Origin of the sequence: Vibrio sp. 10N.286.49.B3, assembly GCF_002873395.1 — a bacterium.
Lineage (GTDB): Bacteria > Pseudomonadota > Gammaproteobacteria > Enterobacterales > Vibrionaceae > Vibrio.
In genome coordinates this window covers 324,888-342,847 of the sequence record NZ_MCUV01000035.1, presented here as the reverse complement: position 1 = coordinate 342,847, position 17,960 = coordinate 324,888, and the positions used below count along the sequence as shown (strand labels likewise).

The window sequence follows — 17,960 nt, the reverse complement described above, 5'->3', positions numbered from 1 at the left end:
AAATAGCTTGATACTACATTGATTTATGCATTCGCTTTTTTGAGTTTTGGAAATACTCGAACCAACTTAATGCGGTTTTCTTCTAGCTCTAGAACTTCCATTGGGTGCCTTGAAACACTTAGGCTAATATGGCTTTCCGGTATATCTTCTAAGTGCTCTAAAATTAAGCCATTTAATGTACGGGGACCATCAGTGGGTAGCTCCCATTTCAAACTCTTGTTAATATCACGAATGTTAGCGCTGCCTTCAATTAAAAAGCTACCATCATTTTGTGGTGTGATCTCATCAGATAAGCTAGGTGCAATCGAAGTGGTAAACTCGCCAATAATCTCTTCTAAAATATCTTCAAGCGTAATAAGACCATTAATGTCGCCATACTCATCGACCACTAAGCCAATTCGCTCTTTATTACGCTGAAATTTCATCATTTGCACATTTAAAGGTGTGCCTTCAGGAATAAAGTAAACCTCATCAGCAGCACGCAATAGCGTCTCTTTACTAAAGGCATTCTTTTCAAGCATAAGACGGTATGCTTCGCGCAACCTTAACATTCCGACCACTTCATCAATTTGATCGCGGTAGAGCACCACACGACCATGTGGAGAGTGCGTTAGTTGGCGAACGATCGATTTCCAGTCATCATTAATATCTATCCCAGAGATCTCATTACGTGGGATCATAATATCGTTAACGGTAACATGCTCTAAATCCAAAATAGAAATAAGCATGTCCTGGTGACGACTAGGGATGAGCTTACCTGCTTGGTTAACGACGGTTCTTAATTCTTCAGAACTGAGATTATCTTCTGATGAATGATCAACTTTAATACCTAAAATACGAATAAAGCCATTGGTAATAAAGTTGACCAAAATAACCAGTGGAGATAGCACCTTCATAAGTAGGCTCAAAAGAACACTACTGATATAGGAAATACGCTCAGGGTAGAGTGTCGCAATCGTTTTTGGCGTGACTTCAGCAAAGACAAGGATAACGAGCGTTAATGCCCCCGTTGAAATAGCAACCCCAGCATCACCATAAATACGCATCCCCAAAATCGTGGCGATAGCAGAAGCTAAGATATTAACGAGGTTATTACCAATTAATATCAATCCAATAAGTCTATCTGGGCGATCAAGTAGCTTTTCGACTCGCTTTGCGCCTTTATGTCCATTTTGAGCTAAATGCTTAAGTCGATAGCGATTCAGAGACATCATTCCTGTTTCTGAACCTGAAAAGTAAGCCGAAATAACGATGAGACATGCAAGTATTGCAAATAAAATACCCGTAGATATGTCGTTCAAAGCAATATGATCCCTATATATAGTATGGTTTGTAAATGACCTGAAGTGCTAAGTCATGAGCATTGTAAGGGCGACATTATTATCACGCTAAACAAGCTTACCTTGTTGAATTTAATTTAAAATGATTTCTTGTACGAATCGACTACCAAAGTAAGCGAGTGTGAGAAGGCTTGATCCAATAATAGCGAACCAAGTGACTTTTTTTCCACGCCAACCTTGTTGGTAGTGCCCCCATAACAGCAGGGAATAGATAAGCCAAGCAACAAAAGATAAGATGGCTTTATGAGCCTTTCCTTGAGCAAACATATCTTGAATAAACACGAACCCAGTAAATAGAGTGCCGGTTAATAATAGATTACCAATTAAAATGATCTTGAAAAGCTGCCTCTCCACCATCATTAAAGGGGGAAGGTTTGGATTGATTGTGAGTTTTTTCTTTTTTCTCAGCTTATGATCAAGCCAAGCTAATTGAATTGCATATAAAGTGCCTATCGTTAGTGTAGAGTAAGCAAATAAAGCAAGCGAAATATGAATGAGTAATTTAGGATTATGCTCTAGATGCGTCATAAACGTGCTAGGAAGAAAAGCAGAAGCACTTAGATTTATAGCAGAAAAACTATAAGCTATAGGTAATAAGAACCATAAGCGAGTTTTCAGCATGGCAACGCTCATAACAAAAGAGATAATAAAGCTGATCAGTGAGGCGACATTTAAAATGCTAAGGTTTTGCCCAAAGTCGTTAACGATCGAGTCACTTAACAAGCCGGCATGAAAAGTAAGAGCGAGCAGTGCACAGACAAAAACGTATTTTGCCTTAATACCAGCTTGCTGAACAAGACCCGGTACTATCATGATGATAGCTGATAGATAGAGAACGACGGCAAAAATAGCCAATAAACTGTCCATGTTTCCTACACAAATAAAACTGAATTAATGAATTATACCCTGCATCTGGCTATTGGGCTATGGTGTAAATAAATAGAATTGATATAGAGTGAGTTCTCAGTTCCGAATGTGGCTGGTAAATATGCCTTATTTCACGGGTATGACTCACCTAAACCCTAAGGTATACTTACCTTAATAGATCGCAGCCTTGAGCGAAGAGAGAATTATGTTTGATAATTTAACGGATAGACTATCCAAAACGCTGAAAAATATCAGCGGTAAAGGTCGATTGACCGAAGATAATATTAAAGAAACCCTACGCGAAGTGCGCATGGCACTGTTAGAGGCTGACGTTGCTCTACCTGTAGTACGTGATTTCGTTAAACGCGTTAAAGAAGGTGCTGTTGGCGTTGAGGTGTCAAAATCACTTACTCCAGGTCAAGAGTTCATTAAGATCGTACAAGCTGAACTTGAAGCGGTAATGGGTGAGTCAAATGAAGCGCTTGATTTAGCAGCTCAACCACCTGCTGTTATTTTGATGGCGGGTTTACAAGGTGCGGGTAAAACCACATCGGTAGGTAAACTGGCAAAGCTATTAAAAGAAAGAGATAAAAAGAAAGTTCTTGTCGTTTCTGCCGACGTTTACCGTCCTGCTGCGATTAAACAGCTAGAAACACTTGCTGAGGATGTAGGCGTTGACTTCTTCCCTTCATCGGCTGATCAAAAGCCTTTGGCGATTGCGAATGCTGCGATCGATCATGCGAAAAAGAAATTCTTCGATGTACTGATTGTCGATACGGCTGGTCGTTTAGCGATTGATGAAGAAATGATGGGAGAAATCCAAGATCTTCACACCGCGATTACTCCGGTTGAGACATTATTCGTTGTTGATGCAATGACTGGTCAAGATGCCGCGAACACAGCGAAAGCGTTTGGCGATGCACTCCCGTTAACCGGTGTTATCTTAACTAAAGTTGATGGTGATGCTCGAGGTGGTGCTGCATTATCAGTGCGTCATATTACTGGTAAGCCAATTAAATTCTTAGGTGTTGGTGAAAAAACCGATGCACTAGAACCGTTCCACCCTGATCGTGTTGCCTCTCGCATTTTAGGCATGGGTGATGTTCTCTCTTTAATTGAAGACTTACAGCGCAATGTTGATACTGATCAAGCTGAAAAGTTAGCGAAAAAATTCAAAGAGAAAAAAGGGTTTGATTTAGAAGACTTCCGTGAGCAGTTAGGTCAAATGCAAAACATGGGCGGCATGATGGGCATGATGGACAAATTGCCTGGCATGAGCAACCTTCCAGATAATGTTAAAGATCAAGTCGATGACAAAATGTTTAAGCAAATGGAAGCTGTGATTAATTCTATGACGATGAAAGAGCGTCAACGCCCTGAATTAATTAAAGGTTCTCGTAAGAAACGTATTGCTGCGGGTTCTGGTACTCAAGTTCAAGATGTCAACCGCCTATTAAAACAGTTCACTCAAATGCAAAAAATGATGAAGAAAATGCAGAAGGGTGGAATGAAAGGCATGATGCGAAATATGAAAGGCATGATGGGTGGTATGGGCGGAATGGGTGGCATGGGCGGTCCATTTGGTCGCTAATTCATCTATGTGTGAATAAAACCATATAAAAAACGATGAGCTTTATTTTTCTTATGAATAAATAAGTTAGTCGTTTTTTTTATACATCTGACTTCATTATAAAATTATTTTTGTCATTATTAGTGGCGAAAAAGTAGCTAAAGCCCTTGCATTGGTTCTGAATAAGAGTAAAATTCTGGGGCTTTAATTTGGCACGAGACCCCAAGCTAGTCTTTCATTAGTACCTAGCTCCTGGGGTTAATTTTTTTTTTAAGAAAGCAAAGAGGACGATATGGTTACCATTCGTTTGGCACGTCATGGCGCTAAAAAGCGTCCATTCTATCAAATCGTAGTAGCGGACAGCCGTAATTCAGCAACTGGCCGTTTCATCGAGAAAGTAGGTTTCTTTAACCCTACTGCAACAGGTCAAGAAGAAGGCCTACGTATCGACCTAGACCGTGTAAATCACTGGGTTGGTCAAGGCGCATCTGTTTCAGACCGCGTAGCTAAGCTAGTTAAAGACGCTTCTAAAGCGGCTTAATTCTTTATTATATAGAGAAGTAGCTTATGTCGATGAAGGAGAAGAAAATAGTGAGTGAGCAAAACGAAAGAATTGTGGTGGGTAAACTTGGGTCTACTTACGGCATTCGTGGCTGGCTTAAGATTTTTTCCTACACAGACAATGCTGAAAGCATTTTTGATTATGTACCTTGGTATTTAAACCAAAAAGGCAAATGGGTCGAGTACAAAGTAGAAAGCTGGAAACGTCATGGTCAAGGCTATGTATGTAAACTGGAAGGGTTAGATGTACGTGAAGACGCACAACTACTAACCAACTTTGAAATTGCTATTGATCCTGCCTCTCTACCTGAATTGTCAGAAGATGAATTCTACTGGCGTGAATTGTTTGGTATGCAAGTTTTCACCACTAAAGGTTACAACCTTGGTGAAGTCACTGACTTATTGGAAACGGGTTCAAATGATGTTTTGGTAGTTAAAGCAAATCTTAAAGATGCTTTTGGCCAAAAAGAACGGTTAATTCCGTATCTTGAAGAGCAAGTGATCAAAAAAGTTGATCGCGAAGCTCGCCGGATCGAAGTTGACTGGGATCCTGGATTTTAATCCCTTAAAACGTAGAGAGCGAGAGAACACATGTGGGTTGGCATAATTAGCCTATTTCCTGAAATGTTCCGTTCAGTTACTGATTTTGGGGTAACAGGTCAAGCGGTAAAAAAAGGTCTTTTGTCTATAGAGACTTGGAATCCTCGTGATTTCACTCATGACAAACATCGCACTGTTGATGATAGACCTTATGGTGGTGGTCCTGGTATGTTAATGATGGTTCAGCCTTTGCGCGATGCTATCCAAACAGCCAAACAATCATCACCAGGTAAGACGAAAGTCATTTACCTTTCTCCTCAAGGTCGCAAGCTCGACCAGACAGGGGTTGAAGAGTTGGCTACTAATGAGAATTTACTTCTTATTTGTGGGCGCTATGAAGGGGTAGATGAGCGTATCATTCAATCCGAAGTTGACGAAGAATGGTCAATTGGTGATTTTGTGATGACGGGTGGTGAAATACCGGCCATGACGTTAATTGATTCTGTCTCTCGGTTTATTCCGGGTGTATTAGGTGATTTTGCGTCAGCAGAGGAAGACTCCTTTGCCAATGGCTTGTTAGATTGCCCTCATTATACGCGTCCAGAAGTGTTAGATGGAGCTGAAGTGCCTGCGGTACTCAGATCTGGAAACCATCAGGATATTCGTCGCTGGCGATTGAAACAATCGTTAGCCCGTACTTGGCTAAGAAGACCAGAGCTCCTGGAAAACCTAGCTCTGACTGACGAACAGGAACAATTACTGGCTGAATTTATTAAGTCGCATAAAGCGAATGATAAAAAGTAAGCAGTAACCTATTAAATTTAGTATCAGTTTATTCTAGGGTATTTACAAATGAGTAATATCATCAACGCTCTTGAGCAAGAGCAAATGAAATCAGACCTTCCTAAATTCGCACCAGGTGACACTGTTGTAGTTCAGGTTAAGGTAAAAGAAGGTGACCGTGAGCGTCTACAGGCGTTCGAAGGTGTTGTAATCGGTATTCGTAACCGTGGCCTTCACTCAGCATTCACAGTTCGTAAAATCTCGAACGGTGAAGGTGTTGAGCGTACGTTCCAAACTCACTCTCCAATGGTTGATAGCATTGAAGTTAAACGCCGTGGTGCAGTACGTCGTGCCAAGTTGTACTACCTACGTGAGCGTTCTGGTAAGTCTGCTCGTATCAAAGAGAAACTTGCTAAGAAGTAATTCTTTTGCTTTCTCATGATAAAAACGGAGCCATTTGGCTCCGTTTTTTTGTGTCTGAAAGAAAACTAATCGAATAATAATTCAAATAAGAACTTTTTTAATATGGATCTTCTGACCAGCCATCCGAATCTGACATATCTGGTGCGCCAGGAATAGAGTTCTCTTCATCTGCCCATTCTCCGAAATCAATCATTTGGCACTTTTTGCTACAAAATGGTCGATGTGGACTTTGCTCTCCCCACTCGACGTCAGCTTGGCATTGAGGGCATTGAACAATGGTAGGTTTGGTCATAAAAAATAGATCCTGAATAAAATATCTAAGTAAGCTTAACAGCAAATCGCAAGATCAAACTCAACATCTTGAGTACAAGCTTGACCGGATTCAAAGTTAATAAATTTAATGGCAATGCGGTTTTTATTGCCAGATATCATAGGGTAAACCCCGTGACTTAAAGGGATGCTTAAGCGAAGAATGTTTGCTTGATCGGCATCACTTTGAAAAAAGCCTTTACGAGCAATTTTGGCTTTAAATTGACCAGTTTCACGAGTCAGTTTTAACCAAAGGCTAAGCGCATCGGAAAGAGGCTTAAGGCTAGTGAGCCAGCGATTGACATCTTTGGCTTTTTTATTTGTTGGTAAGTGCAACCAGTAATGAAGTGCTGGCAGATCAAAACAACAAGAGCCACCAGGTAAATTAAATCGCTGACGCGTGGCACTTAAGAAGCGATCCTCTTTAAGCGCTTGACCAAATCGTTCAGCTTTAATTAATTGCGTGTGAATTAGCTCAATATTGGTTAGTAGGCTTGTGAGCATATCTTGATCGACACCCTCAACACTTTGCCATGCTTGGTAGGATAAGCGCTGCTTTTCTAAATCTTTTGCTAAGTCATTTTTTATTTGTACTTGCTCAAAGATTTCTAATAAATCAAACAAAGAGCGAAAAAATAATTGGTACTGCTGAGCATCAGAAAATGCAGAAGACAGATGCAACTGCCTTAGGAGTGATTCAACTCGCAGGTAAATGCGTGTCTTTTCATTTAATGGGTGTTCAAATTTATGCGTACTCATATTATTTCTTATTTCTCAATGTGCTCAGCTCTATTTTCCCAGATTACCCCTAGCGATGGCTAGGTACTTTTGATGTAATTCTGTGATTTTAGGCAAGAGAGGTTGATTTAATGTGTTATTTTCCACAATATCATCAGCCTGCAGTAGGCGTTCTTCTCTGCTAGCTTGAGATTGTAAAATAGCACGGACCTGTTTTTCACTCACATTATCCCTGTCCATTGTCCGTTGAATCTGAATATCAGGGCTTACATCAATAACCAGCAGTCGATCAGTTAAGACCTGTAAATTGTTTTCAATCATCAAAGGCACAACTAGTAAAGCATAGGGAGACGTTGTTTTATATAGTTCGCTTAATATTTTCTCACGGATCATTGGGTGCAATAATTGGTCTAACCACGCTTTCTCTTGAGGGTTTGAAAAAATGTGTTCACGTAACTTGGCCCTATCTAATTGACCATCCTCAAGGGTGATAGCAGAGCCGAAGTGATCGACAATTTTACTTAGCCCTACACTGCCTAGCGCAACGACTTCACGCGCTACCACATCGGCATCAACAATATCAATATTAAAATGCTGCTGGAATAGATCTGCAACGGTCGTTTTACCACTTGCTATCCCACCTGTGAGACCAATAATTAATGGCATAGTTAGATACCTACAATAGATGTTAAATACCAATTCAGAATATGCTCTCCCCAAACTAGGCTGATCCAACCTGCGATAGCAAGATAAGGACCAAACGGAAAGGCTTTATCGATGCCTTTTTTCTGCAAGCGTAGTTGAATGAGTCCAAAAATTAATCCGATGAATGAAGAAAGTAAAATGATCATCGGTAAATATTGCCAACCAAGCCATGCGCCTAAGGCAGCTAGGAGCTTAAAGTCTCCATATCCCATTCCATCTTTACCTGTCAGCAGTTTAAAGCCCCAAAAGACCGACCACAAACACAGGTAACCACATATCGCGCCAATGACAGAATCTTGCAATGAAACGGGGCTAAGCTCTAATAATGCCAGACTAATCCCGCCCCAAAGTAAGGGTAAGGTCAATTGATCAGGCAGTAGCATGGTATCAAGGTCAATAAATGTTGCCGCCAGCAGAATAAAAGTAAAGATCAGTAAAGCGATGGTGAAATAGCCAAAGCCAAAATGATGTGCAATGGTAAAACTCAGCCCAGCGGTTAATAGTTCGACCAGTGGATAACGAGCGCTGATTGGGTGAGAGCAATGACGACATTGACCTTTTAATAATAACCAACTGATGAGTGGAATATTGTCAATAATGCCAATGCGGTGCTGACATTGAGGGCAACTAGAGTGTGGAATACTTAAATTGTATTTTCCCTCTGGTTTAGGAATATTGTATTTTTCGAAAGCCTCCGCACACTCTTCTTGCCATTCTCGCTCCATCATAATGGGCAATCGGTGGATGACGACATTTAGAAAGCTACCAATGACCAAGCCAAAAATTGTAGCTAAACAAGTAAAAAGCCAAGGGTAATAATGAAACGCTTCCATGAGTTAATGCTCTTAAAAATATAATGAAATAGTGATTCTATCCTATCACGCTCATTAAGTTAAAGATTGGTAAATACATCGCAATAACGAGCCCACCAATTAATCCTCCTAATAAAACAATAATTAATGGCTCTAGCATTTGCCCCAAATTATCAACGCTATGATCGACATCGCTTTCATACATGGTGGCGATCTTATTGAGCATGTCATCTAATTGCCCTGATTCTTCTCCAATCATAACCATTTGGACAACAGTATCGGGAAAGGCTTGAGTGTTCTTCATTGCAATATAAATAGGCACACCGGTTGCCGTTTCTTGGCATATTTTGCTGATATTAGTTTGATAAAAAAGGTTACCAGCAGTATGAGAAGCACTATTTAAACTGGATATCAGCGGAATACCAGCAGCAACGTTCGTGGCTAATGTACGGCTAAATTTTGCAATGGCTGCTTTCGATAAAATGATGCCAATAATGGGCAGTTGCAGGGCAAATTTATGCAGCCTTAATTGCACCGCTTGTGAACGCTTTTGCCAAGAGTAAAAAACCGAGGTGAGCGTTAAAGTCACCAACATAATAAAGAGACTGTAATTTTGAACCCAATCGGAAAGGGTTAAAACTTTACGAGTGAACCAAGGTAATTCAGCATTAAAACCAGAAAACATGCTCTCAAATTGTGGAATGACTTGGGTAAGCATTAAATAAGAGACAATTAAAGCGGTGATGAGAATAATGCTAGGGTAGATAAGTGCTTTGATGACCTTGGATTTTAATATATCACTCTTTTCTCGATACAGAGCGAGGCGTAAAAAGGCATGAGCTAAATGACCCGATTGCTCACCCGCTGAGATTAAATCAACATATAGACCATGAAAAACGGGACTAGTCGTGTTTAATGCTTGTGACAGAGAGTGACCGCCTTCTATTTGCGTGCGTAAGTGAGTCAGTATAGAGGTCATTTCTGCTTTGGTTTGGTGGCTACTGACTAGCTGTAATGCTTGAGTTAATGGAATACCGGTTTCTAGCATTGTCGCCATTTGCCGTGTGAGTAGGGTAATGTCCTTATTATTACAACGCTGAGATAGGCGTACCAATAAGGATGGGGGATTTGACTTGAGCCGAAAAAGGCGGATATTCTTTTGGTTGAGGTGTTGTCGAGCTTCTTGTTCAGTCAGAGCCAATAGGTTTCCAGAGCATTTTCCATTGCGACTATCTAACCCTTTCCAGCGGTAGTTTTTTAATTGAGGTTTCGTTCCTTTAAACATAGCTTGCCTCTCTTTAAGACCTCCTTGCTTGGATAAAACAAGGAGGGAAAAGTTAGAAATCATGAAGGATACGTTGTAATTCGTTGTAGCTTGTTAGTCCTTTTTGCATTTTTTCTACCCCAGACTGATGCAAGTTAGAGGTTTGGTTTTGATAGACTAGTTGCTCTAATTCCTGAGTATTTGCCCCTTTCATTAATGCTTCAGTTATTTGGGCGTTGATTTCTAATACCTCATAGACGCCCGTTCTTCCCTGGTAACCATTAATACACTCTGGGCAACCAGAAGGATTCGCTTCATATAAGACGCTACTGTTCGGTAAATTAAGGTGTTGCTGTAAGTAGGCTGAACGCTGGTCAACTTCTTTACATTTCGGGCACAAACAACGAGCTAACCGCTGAGCAACGATCAAGCTTAATGAAGAGGCGAGGTTAAAAGGCTCGATTCCCATCTGCTTTAGTCTGACCATCGTATCCACAGCGGAATTGGTATGTAAGGTAGAGAGCACTAAGTGACCCGTTTGGGATGCTTTCATTGCTATTTCAGCTGTTTCTAAATCACGGATTTCGCCCACCATAACAACATCGGGATCTTGGCGTAAAAATGCCCGTAGTGCTTGCGAAAAATCGAGCCCAATCTTAGGTAAAACTTGAACTTGGTTGACGCCGTTAATTGGCATCTCAATGGGATCCTCTGCGGTCGATATATTCACTTCTTGTGTATTGAGCGTTTTTAACCCCGCGTAAAGGGAGATCGATTTACCGCTTCCTGTTGGACCAGTAACAAGGATCATTCCCTGTGGTTTTCTTAGTGCTGTTAGATATTGTTTTTTCTGAATATCACTAAAACCAAGCTGGTCAATATCAAGTTGTGTGGTGCGGTTATCGAGTAATCGTAATACGACTTTTTCTCCCCATAATGTTGGTAATGTTGAGATGCGCATATCAATCGTGGTTGTGTCATTGACTCGAACGCTCATGCGACCATCTTGTGGCAAACGACGTTCGGCAATATCAAGTTGGGCTAAGATCTTTATTCGAGAAGTCATACGACGGCTTAGTTGCGGGGTTAAGCTCTGTGTTTCAATGAGTATACCGTCACACCTTAGACGCACTCGGTAGCATTGCTCATAAGGCTCAAAATGAATATCAGAAGCACCTTTAGCCGCAGCTTCCAATAAAACCTGTTGAATGAAGCGGCTAACTGGAGAGTCATCAAGATGCTGTTGATCGAGCTCTTCGGTCTGCTCTTTTTCCATATCTAGCAGGTAGGGCAGTTCATCTTGGTGTATCTCCTTATGATTATGTTCAACAGGGTTGTGCTGCTGACCATACAGGCGACGAATAGCCCCTTGTATATAGCGGAAATGACAAACCACTAAGGACACTTGAAGACCAGTAGCAAAGCGAAAATCATCTTCCGTTTGCTGATTCGTGGGATCATAAGTTGCAAGTGTTAATGTTGTCAGACTGCGACTAATCGGGATCACTTGGTGGCGGATAATCAGGTCGCGTAACCCTAACTCTTTGCAAAGGGGTTGGTACTCATATAACTCGAGATCAACTTCAGGTAAGCCAAAGAGGGCACTTAATTGTTCAGTAATGAATGATGGTTCCAATAATTCTAGATCAAACAAGGCTTCCAGTTCATTGAGTGATGTTGAGTGAGTGTGTTGAAAAATAGCCTCAACTTGATTTGCTTTGAGTACGTTAGCTTGGCTTAAAACATTAATAAGATTTGAATTAATCATTAGATGGGCACCACTCATCACTATCTTCCCCTGAACACGATACGCCCCAATTGATGCTATTGCCATTATGAACCGCGGTGAGTTTAACGGCAGCATCACTTGGTAGCGCTCCTTTTGCACCAGAAACCTTTGCCGAAATAGTGACATCAGCACCGCTAACCGCTGCGCTTAAATCAAAACCATCAAAAGATTGAGCTTGAATTGAGCCATTCGTACCCGAGAAGCATGGCGTGTTTGTTGAACTTCCATTTTCTGACAAGCAGAGCCCGACACTGGTTTTCATGGCGGCGGAAGCACTGAGCATATCGGTAGCATGCGCTTTCATGGTGTAATTTTGATATGCCGGCACAGCAAAAGCCGACAAGATGCCAATAATGGCGACCACGATCATCAGTTCGATTAAAGTAAATCCGTGTTGAGCTTTCTTTCGATTAACCATATTTTTGTCCTTTGTTATATGTATGGGTCGAAATGGAGCATAGATTTATATGAAGTCGTGACTCATGCGCTAGTGATTATTTTTGTGACTAGCTTAATTACACTTTGATTTTTGTTGCATAAATGCTCAACTGATATGTGATCATTCTCAAGTTTTATCATGGCTAGCAAGTGGTATAGCGATGGTTTTTGAAGAGTAAAAGCGGAGGTATGATTTGTATGTATAAAAAAAGCGCTGAATTAAATAAGTCAGCGCTTATGCTATCGATAGTAAATTAAATCAGTTTCTTATGAGTATCAATGGTTGTTAATCTTTAAAACGCATGGATAAGTCCATCGCCTTAAGGTGCTTGGTTAATGCACCAACAGAGATATAGTCAACACCAGTCTCTGCAAATTCACGAATCGTTTCAAAAGTCACGTTACCAGAGTTTTCTAATGCAGCGCGACCAGCATTAATTTTAACCGCTTCACGCATCATATCGGTGGTGAAGTTATCTAACATGATGATATCAGCGCCAGCATCAATAGCCAGTCGTAGTTCATCTAAACTTTCCGTTTCAACTTCAACGGGTTTACCAGGGTTGAGCTCTTTTGCTGTTGTGATTGCTTGTGTGATCCCGCCACAAGCAATAATGTGGTTTTCTTTAATCAAATAAGCATCAAAGACGCCAATACGATGGTTATGACCACCACCACATGCTACGGCATATTTTAATGCGCTGCGTAATCCAGGAATCGTTTTACGCGTATCGAGTAGGCGACAACCTGTACCTTGGATACACTCAGCGTATTGCGCTACCACGGTCGCACAGCCAGAAAGTGTCTGAATAAAGTTCATCGCATTACGTTCACCGATTAATAAGATGCGCGATGGTCCAGATAGAGTACAAAGGACCTGGTTTGGTACGACTTTGTCGCCATCTTGTACATGCCAATCGATGTTAACTTCACCGCCAAGTTGCTTAAAGACTTCATCAGCCCAAGCTTGACCACAAAACACACCGTGCTCACGAGTAATGATGGTTGCGGTATTATGGGCATTAGCAGGAATTAGACTTGCGGTTATATCAGCGGCAGGATCAAGACATCCACCTAAATCTTCTTTTAGAGTATCAGTCACGGCGCGAGTGATCTCAAGGGGAAGTTGTTGCTTTAGGTAGTCAAGGCGTTCTTGGCTGTTGTGGGTATTTTTCATCGCAAATCTGTTCTTGAAAGAGAGTGAGATGAGAATGATACTCTGGCTAGTCAATAAATAAAAGAGTAGAGAAATGATGAATATTGATAAGCAAGGTTGGCTAAGCGACGTTAAAAAGGTTCCATCACCATTTTATGACCAAAGAGGAGATATAAAAGATATATCACTCTTGGTGTTACACAATATTAGTTTGCCTCCTGGTGAATTTGGTGGTCCCTATATTGAGCAACTGTTTACAGGCAAGCTAAACCCTAAAGAGCACTGTTTTTTTTCAGTTGTTTATAAGATGAAAGTATCGGCACATTGCTTAATTCGTCGTGATGGTGAAATTGTTCAGTTTGTTTCGTTTATGCACCGAGCTTGGCATGCCGGGCTTTCGTGTTTTGCTGGGCGTTCAAAGTGCAATGACTACTCTGTTGGGGTTGAACTAGAAGGGAGTGACTTTGTTCCTTATACCAAGCAGCAATATCAAGCCTTACAACAGTTGACCCTAACTCTACAAATACACTATCCAGCCATTATAAAAGAGCGAATAACGGGACATCAATATATCGCACCATTACGTAAAACGGATCCCGGTCTATGTTTTGATTGGTCGTATTACCGCAGTTTATTGAAAGGGGAGTAAGTCATGGGGTTTTATATCTTGTCTTTTATGTGAGGAATTTGTGTTTTTTTTGTTGTGCCACCATGCTGAGTCCCTCATATCGCCATGTTATCTTTTGTTGTGAAAATGGGGCTCGAAAAATAGCAAAAATGGTTGAAATAAATAATGAAAAAAAATGAAAGTTTTCGTAATAACTTACAGAATGATGAAAGGATATTAACTCTTAATGGTTATTAATAGAGAGGTGACGCTGAATATGTAATCAATTGCCAGTGAAGCAAACTTACATTTGTATGATTATTACATAATTTAGGGCTGTTCTAAGTGCTGTTTTAGAGTGTTTTTTCTGTAACACTTCCTTTTCTGTATATTACCCAATCTAGATTTTGTTGTTAACTCACTGTTATCTAGCCCTCTGTTTTATGATTTAAGTCAATTTTTGGCTGGACATTGCCATTTTGATTATGTTAATTTCTTGTCTAAGTTGAAAAATTGGTATGACCAATTACCGTCAAGGGAATGAGCATAATAAATATGACTTATCAAAGGATCCGTCAACCCAAACTCTCTGATGTTATTGAGCAAGAGTTAGAACGGTTGATTGTAGAAGGAACGCTTGCTCCAGGGCAGCAATTACCACCAGAACGAGAGTTAGCTAAGCAATTTGATGTCTCTCGCCCTTCAATCCGAGAAGCCATTCAACGTTTAGAAGCCAAGCACTTACTTACTCGTCGTCAAGGCGGTGGAACCTTTGTAAGTACTGACGTTTGGAAAAGTTTTTCTGATCCATTGCTTGATTTATTATCGTCCCATCCTGAAACACAACTCGATTTATTGGAATCTCGCCATGCAATGGAAGGGATTTCGGCTTATTTTGCAGCACTGCGAGGGACTGATGAAGACTTTGCCCGTATTAAAGCTTGCCAAGAAGCAATACACCAATCACAACAAGACAATGACGTTAAGGCAGAAGCCTCTGCTGTCATGGGTTTTTTAGTCGCTTTAACGGAAGCGGCGCATAATGTTGTATTGCTCCATATTGTACGCAGCTTAGCCCCACTGCTTGAACAAAATATGCTACAGAATTTAAAGCTATTACATCGCCGTACTGAGGTGGTGAATAGTGTCAGTAAACATAGAGCTAATATAGTGGATGCGATTATTTCTGGTCAGCCAGAGAAAGCACGAGAAATGTCACATTCACATTTAGCATATATCGAAGAAACATTGTTAGATTTGACGAAAGAGCAGTCACGAAGAGAGCGTTCTTTACGCCGAATTGAACAAGGTAAAGAGTCGTAATTTAACGATTTTTTGCGTTTTTAGCAGAGTCCCACTAACAAAAGGATAGATTGCAATGTCTGACATGAAGCATGACGTTGATGCACTGGAAACTCAAGATTGGTTAGAAGCACTTGAGTCAGTTGTTCGAGAAGAAGGTGTTGAGCGCGCTCAATATCTACTCGAGCAGGTATTAGATAAAGCTCGTTTAGATGGCGTTGATATGCCAACGGGTATCAACACTAACTACATCAACACCATTCCAGCAGCACAAGAACCAGCTTATCCTGGTGATGTAACTCTTGAGCGCCGTATTCGTTCAATTATTCGCTGGAACGCAATCATGATCGTATTGCGCGCTTCTAAGAAAGACCTAGACCTTGGTGGTCACATGGCTTCTTACCAGTCAGCAGCTGCATTCTACGAGGTTTGTTTCAACCACTTCTTCCGTGCTCCAAACGAGACAGATGGTGGCGATCTCGTTTACTACCAAGGTCATATCTCTCCAGGTATCTACTCTCGTGCATTCGTTGAAGGTCGTCTAACGGAAGAGCAGCTAGATAACTTCCGCCAAGAAGTCGATGGCAAAGGTATTCCTTCTTACCCGCACCCTAAACTAATGCCTGAATTCTGGCAGTTCCCAACAGTATCTATGGGGCTTGGTCCTATTTCTGCTATCTATCAAGCTCGCTTCCTTAAGTACCTTGATGGTCGCGGTCTGAAAGAAACGTCAGCGCAACGCGTATATGCCTTCCTAGGTGATGGTGAGATGGATGAGCCAGAATCACGCGGTGCAATCTCTTTTGCTGCTCGTGAAAAGCTGGATAACCTCTGCTTCCTAATTAACTGTAACTTGCAGCGTCTAGACGGTCCTGTTATGGGCAACGGTAGCATCATTCAAGAACTTGAAGGTCTATTTAAAGGCGCAGGTTGGAACGTTGTTAAAGTTATCTGGGGTAGCAACTGGGATTCTCTTCTTGCTAAAGATACGACGGGTAAGCTTCTTCAGTTAATGAACGAAACTATCGACGGTGACTACCAAACATTCAAATCTAAAGATGGCGCCTACGTACGTGAGCACTTCTTTGGTAAGTACCCAGAAACAGCAGCACTTGTTGCTGATATGACAGATGATGAAATATTCGCGCTTAAACGTGGCGGTCATGACTCTTCTAAACTGTTTGCTGCATTCAACAATGCAAAAGAAACAAACGGTAAGCCAACGGTAATCTTAGCTAAAACCGTTAAAGGCTACGGTATGGGTGATGCTGCGGAAGGTAAAAACATTGCGCATGGTGTGAAGAAAATGGACATGACTCATGTTCAACACCTACGTGATCGTTTGGGTCTACAAGATCTGCTTTCTGATGAGAAAATCACAGAACTTCCTTACCTTAAATTAGAAGAAGGTTCGGCAGAGTATAACTACTTGCACGCTCGTCGTGATGCGCTACATGGTTACACACCTAAGCGTCTGCCTAAGTTTACTCAAGAATTTAAAGTTCCTGAACTGGAAGCATTTGCACCACTGTTAGGTGAGCAAAAGCGTGATATTTCTACGACGATGGCTTACGTTCGAACGCTAAATATTCTGCTTAAAGATAAGAGCATTGGTAAGAATATTGTTCCTATCATTTGTGATGAAGCACGTACATTTGGTATGGAAGGTCTATTCCGTCAAATTGGTATTTATAACCCACACGGTCAAGATTACACACCTGAAGATAAAGGCATTGTTTCTTACTACAAAGAAGCAACCTCAGGTCAAGTACTGCAAGAAGGTATCAACGAGCTAGGTTCTATGGCTTCATGGGTTGCTGCGGCAACGTCATACAGCACCAATGACTTACCAATGATCCCATTCTACATTTACTACTCAATGTTTGGTTTCCAACGTATTGGTGACATGGCGTGGTTAGCAGGCGATCAACAAGCTCGTGGTTTCCTACTGGGTGCTACAGCAGGTCGTACCACACTAAACGGTGAAGGTCTGCAGCACGAAGATGGTCACTCGCACATCATGGCAAACACAGTACCTAACTGTATCTCTTATGACCCAACGTTCGCTTATGAACTGGCTGTTATCATGCAAGATGGTATTCGTCGTATGTATGGTGAGAACCAAGAGAACGTGTACTACTACCTAACCGTGATGAACGAAAACTACGCAATGCCAGCAATGCCAGAAGGCGCTGAAGAAGGCATTCGTAAAGGTATCTACAAGCTTGAATCTTACGCTGGTGCGAAAGCAAAAGTTCAGCTGATGAGTTCAGGTACGATCATGAACGAAGTACGTAAAGCTGCACAGATCTTAAGTGATGATTATGGCGTAGCGTCTGACGTGTTCTCTGTAACGTCTTTCAATGAACTAACTCGTGATGGTCAAGCGGTAGAGCGTGAAAACATGCTTCACCCAGAAGCGGAAGCAAAAGTACCTTACATCACAACGGTTCTTGGTAGTGAGCCAGCGATTGCAGCCACCGATTACATGAAGAACTACGCTGAGCAAGTACGTGCATTCGTTCCTGCTGAGTCTTACAAGGTACTAGGTACTGATGGCTTTGGTCGTTCAGACAGCCGTGAGAACCTACGTCGTCACTTCGAAGTTAATGCTGGCTATGTAGTAGTTGCAGCGCTAACTGAGCTTGTGAAACGTGGTGATATTGATAAATCAGTGGTTGTTGAAGCCATTGCTAAATTCAATATTGATACTGAGAAAACTAACCCGCAATACGCATAAGACTTCCATTAAGGTA

At 41.3% G+C, this 17,960-nt stretch carries 18 protein-coding genes; 8 read left to right on the top strand and 10 right to left on the bottom strand.

Annotated features, from left to right (window positions below; translation table 11 throughout):
- Nucleotides 1-23: 23 nt before the first annotated feature.
- Both BCU68_RS13735 and BCU68_RS13730 read right to left on the bottom strand, forming a co-directional pair.
- Nucleotides 24-1,301, bottom strand: coding sequence for a CNNM domain-containing protein (locus BCU68_RS13735; RefSeq protein ID WP_102565312.1), 1,278 nt, complete (start codon nt 1,299-1,301; stop codon nt 24-26).
- A gap of 111 nt (nt 1,302-1,412) precedes the next feature.
- Nucleotides 1,413-2,207, bottom strand: a complete 795-nt coding sequence (locus tag BCU68_RS13730) for an inner membrane protein YpjD (RefSeq protein WP_102565311.1) — start codon at nt 2,205-2,207, stop codon at nt 1,413-1,415.
- Nucleotides 2,208-2,412: 205 nt separating this feature from the next.
- Between BCU68_RS13730 and ffh the strand changes: the two genes are divergently transcribed.
- From ffh to rplS, 5 genes are all read left to right on the top strand, one after another.
- Complete coding sequence (gene ffh, locus BCU68_RS13725) at nt 2,413-3,798, top strand: signal recognition particle protein (protein ID WP_102565310.1); 1,386 nt, start codon at nt 2,413-2,415, stop codon at nt 3,796-3,798.
- 271 nt (nt 3,799-4,069) lie between these two features.
- Nucleotides 4,070-4,318, top strand: coding sequence for a 30S ribosomal protein S16 (gene rpsP, locus BCU68_RS13720; RefSeq protein WP_102565309.1), 249 nt, complete (start codon nt 4,070-4,072; stop codon nt 4,316-4,318).
- A 26-nt stretch (nt 4,319-4,344) separates the two neighbouring features.
- A complete protein-coding gene (gene rimM / locus BCU68_RS13715) occupies nt 4,345-4,899 on the top strand; it encodes a ribosome maturation factor RimM (protein WP_102565308.1) in 555 nt (184 codons plus the stop codon).
- A gap of 30 nt (nt 4,900-4,929) precedes the next feature.
- On the top strand, nt 4,930-5,682 hold the full coding sequence (gene trmD / locus BCU68_RS13710; protein ID WP_102565307.1) for a tRNA (guanosine(37)-N1)-methyltransferase TrmD: 753 nt from the start codon (nt 4,930-4,932) through the stop codon (nt 5,680-5,682).
- Nucleotides 5,683-5,730: 48 nt separating this feature from the next.
- A complete protein-coding gene (gene rplS / locus BCU68_RS13705) occupies nt 5,731-6,084 on the top strand; it encodes a 50S ribosomal protein L19 (RefSeq protein WP_102565306.1) in 354 nt (117 codons plus the stop codon).
- Nucleotides 6,085-6,181: 97 nt separating this feature from the next.
- Here the strand turns inward: rplS and yacG are convergent, their stop codons facing one another.
- From yacG to nadC, 8 genes are all read right to left on the bottom strand, one after another.
- The gene (gene yacG, locus BCU68_RS13700; RefSeq protein ID WP_102565305.1) at nt 6,182-6,376 is read right to left on the bottom strand and encodes a DNA gyrase inhibitor YacG; all 195 of its coding nucleotides are present in this window, start codon (nt 6,374-6,376) and stop codon (nt 6,182-6,184) included.
- Between the two features lie 35 nt (nt 6,377-6,411).
- Nucleotides 6,412-7,152 (bottom strand): cell division protein ZapD, encoded by a 741-nt coding sequence (gene zapD / locus BCU68_RS13695; protein ID WP_102565304.1) that lies wholly within the window; start codon nt 7,150-7,152, stop codon nt 6,412-6,414.
- Between the two features lie 30 nt (nt 7,153-7,182).
- On the bottom strand, nt 7,183-7,797 hold the full coding sequence (coaE, locus tag BCU68_RS13690) for a dephospho-CoA kinase (protein ID WP_102565303.1): 615 nt from the start codon (nt 7,795-7,797) through the stop codon (nt 7,183-7,185).
- Nucleotides 7,798-7,799: 2 nt separating this feature from the next.
- Complete coding sequence (locus BCU68_RS13685) at nt 7,800-8,669, bottom strand: A24 family peptidase (protein ID WP_102565302.1); 870 nt, start codon at nt 8,667-8,669, stop codon at nt 7,800-7,802.
- 37 nt (nt 8,670-8,706) lie between these two features.
- Nucleotides 8,707-9,933 carry a type II secretion system F family protein gene (locus tag BCU68_RS13680; protein ID WP_102565331.1) on the bottom strand — a complete coding sequence of 409 codons (1,227 nt, stop codon included), beginning with the start codon at nt 9,931-9,933 and terminating at the stop codon, nt 8,707-8,709.
- A 52-nt stretch (nt 9,934-9,985) separates the two neighbouring features.
- Nucleotides 9,986-11,677 carry a type IV-A pilus assembly ATPase PilB gene (pilB, locus tag BCU68_RS13675; protein WP_102565330.1) on the bottom strand — a complete coding sequence of 564 codons (1,692 nt, stop codon included), beginning with the start codon at nt 11,675-11,677 and terminating at the stop codon, nt 9,986-9,988.
- Entirely contained in the window at nt 11,673-12,119 is a 447-nt protein-coding gene (locus tag BCU68_RS13670; protein ID WP_102565301.1) for a prepilin-type N-terminal cleavage/methylation domain-containing protein, read from the bottom strand. Before BCU68_RS13670 ends, pilB begins: the two co-directional genes overlap by 5 nt.
- A gap of 306 nt (nt 12,120-12,425) precedes the next feature.
- Entirely contained in the window at nt 12,426-13,316 is an 891-nt protein-coding gene (nadC, locus tag BCU68_RS13665; RefSeq protein ID WP_102565300.1) for a carboxylating nicotinate-nucleotide diphosphorylase, read from the bottom strand.
- 73 nt (nt 13,317-13,389) lie between these two features.
- Here nadC and ampD point away from each other — a divergent pair, with 73 nt between their 5' ends.
- The 3 genes from ampD (at nt 13,390) to aceE (ending at nt 17,944) form a co-directional block, all read left to right on the top strand.
- Complete coding sequence (ampD, locus tag BCU68_RS13660; protein ID WP_102565299.1) at nt 13,390-13,944, top strand: 1,6-anhydro-N-acetylmuramyl-L-alanine amidase AmpD; 555 nt, start codon at nt 13,390-13,392, stop codon at nt 13,942-13,944.
- 513 nt (nt 13,945-14,457) lie between these two features.
- Complete coding sequence (gene pdhR, locus BCU68_RS13655; RefSeq protein WP_102565298.1) at nt 14,458-15,225, top strand: pyruvate dehydrogenase complex transcriptional repressor PdhR; 768 nt, start codon at nt 14,458-14,460, stop codon at nt 15,223-15,225.
- 55 nt (nt 15,226-15,280) lie between these two features.
- On the top strand, nt 15,281-17,944 hold the full coding sequence (aceE, locus tag BCU68_RS13650) for a pyruvate dehydrogenase (acetyl-transferring), homodimeric type (RefSeq protein ID WP_102565297.1): 2,664 nt from the start codon (nt 15,281-15,283) through the stop codon (nt 17,942-17,944).
- Nucleotides 17,945-17,960 lie beyond the last annotated feature (16 nt).

Bases quoted from the DNA above. Each gene is read 5' to 3' on its own strand.
- BCU68_RS13730 (WP_102565311.1), bottom strand. From the start codon at position 2,207: ATGGACAGTTTATTGGCTATTTTTGCCGTCGTTCTCTATCTATCAGCT.
- ffh (WP_102565310.1), top strand. From the start codon at position 2,413: ATGTTTGATAATTTAACGGATAGACTATCCAAAACGCTGAAAAATATC.
- rpsP (WP_102565309.1), top strand. From the start codon at position 4,070: ATGGTTACCATTCGTTTGGCACGTCATGGCGCTAAAAAGCGTCCATTC.
- rimM (WP_102565308.1), top strand. From the start codon at position 4,345: ATGTCGATGAAGGAGAAGAAAATAGTGAGTGAGCAAAACGAAAGAATT.
- trmD (WP_102565307.1), top strand. From the start codon at position 4,930: ATGTGGGTTGGCATAATTAGCCTATTTCCTGAAATGTTCCGTTCAGTT.
- rplS (WP_102565306.1), top strand. From the start codon at position 5,731: ATGAGTAATATCATCAACGCTCTTGAGCAAGAGCAAATGAAATCAGAC.
- yacG (WP_102565305.1), bottom strand. From the start codon at position 6,376: ATGACCAAACCTACCATTGTTCAATGCCCTCAATGCCAAGCTGACGTC.
- zapD (WP_102565304.1), bottom strand. From the start codon at position 7,152: ATGAGTACGCATAAATTTGAACACCCATTAAATGAAAAGACACGCATT.
- coaE (WP_102565303.1), bottom strand. From the start codon at position 7,797: ATGCCATTAATTATTGGTCTCACAGGTGGGATAGCAAGTGGTAAAACG.
- BCU68_RS13685 (WP_102565302.1), bottom strand. From the start codon at position 8,669: ATGGAAGCGTTTCATTATTACCCTTGGCTTTTTACTTGTTTAGCTACA.
- BCU68_RS13680 (WP_102565331.1), bottom strand. From the start codon at position 9,933: ATGTTTAAAGGAACGAAACCTCAATTAAAAAACTACCGCTGGAAAGGG.
- BCU68_RS13670 (WP_102565301.1), bottom strand. From the start codon at position 12,119: ATGGTTAATCGAAAGAAAGCTCAACACGGATTTACTTTAATCGAACTG.
- nadC (WP_102565300.1), bottom strand. From the start codon at position 13,316: ATGAAAAATACCCACAACAGCCAAGAACGCCTTGACTACCTAAAGCAA.
- ampD (WP_102565299.1), top strand. From the start codon at position 13,390: ATGATGAATATTGATAAGCAAGGTTGGCTAAGCGACGTTAAAAAGGTT.
- pdhR (WP_102565298.1), top strand. From the start codon at position 14,458: ATGACTTATCAAAGGATCCGTCAACCCAAACTCTCTGATGTTATTGAG.
- aceE (WP_102565297.1), top strand. From the start codon at position 15,281: ATGTCTGACATGAAGCATGACGTTGATGCACTGGAAACTCAAGATTGG.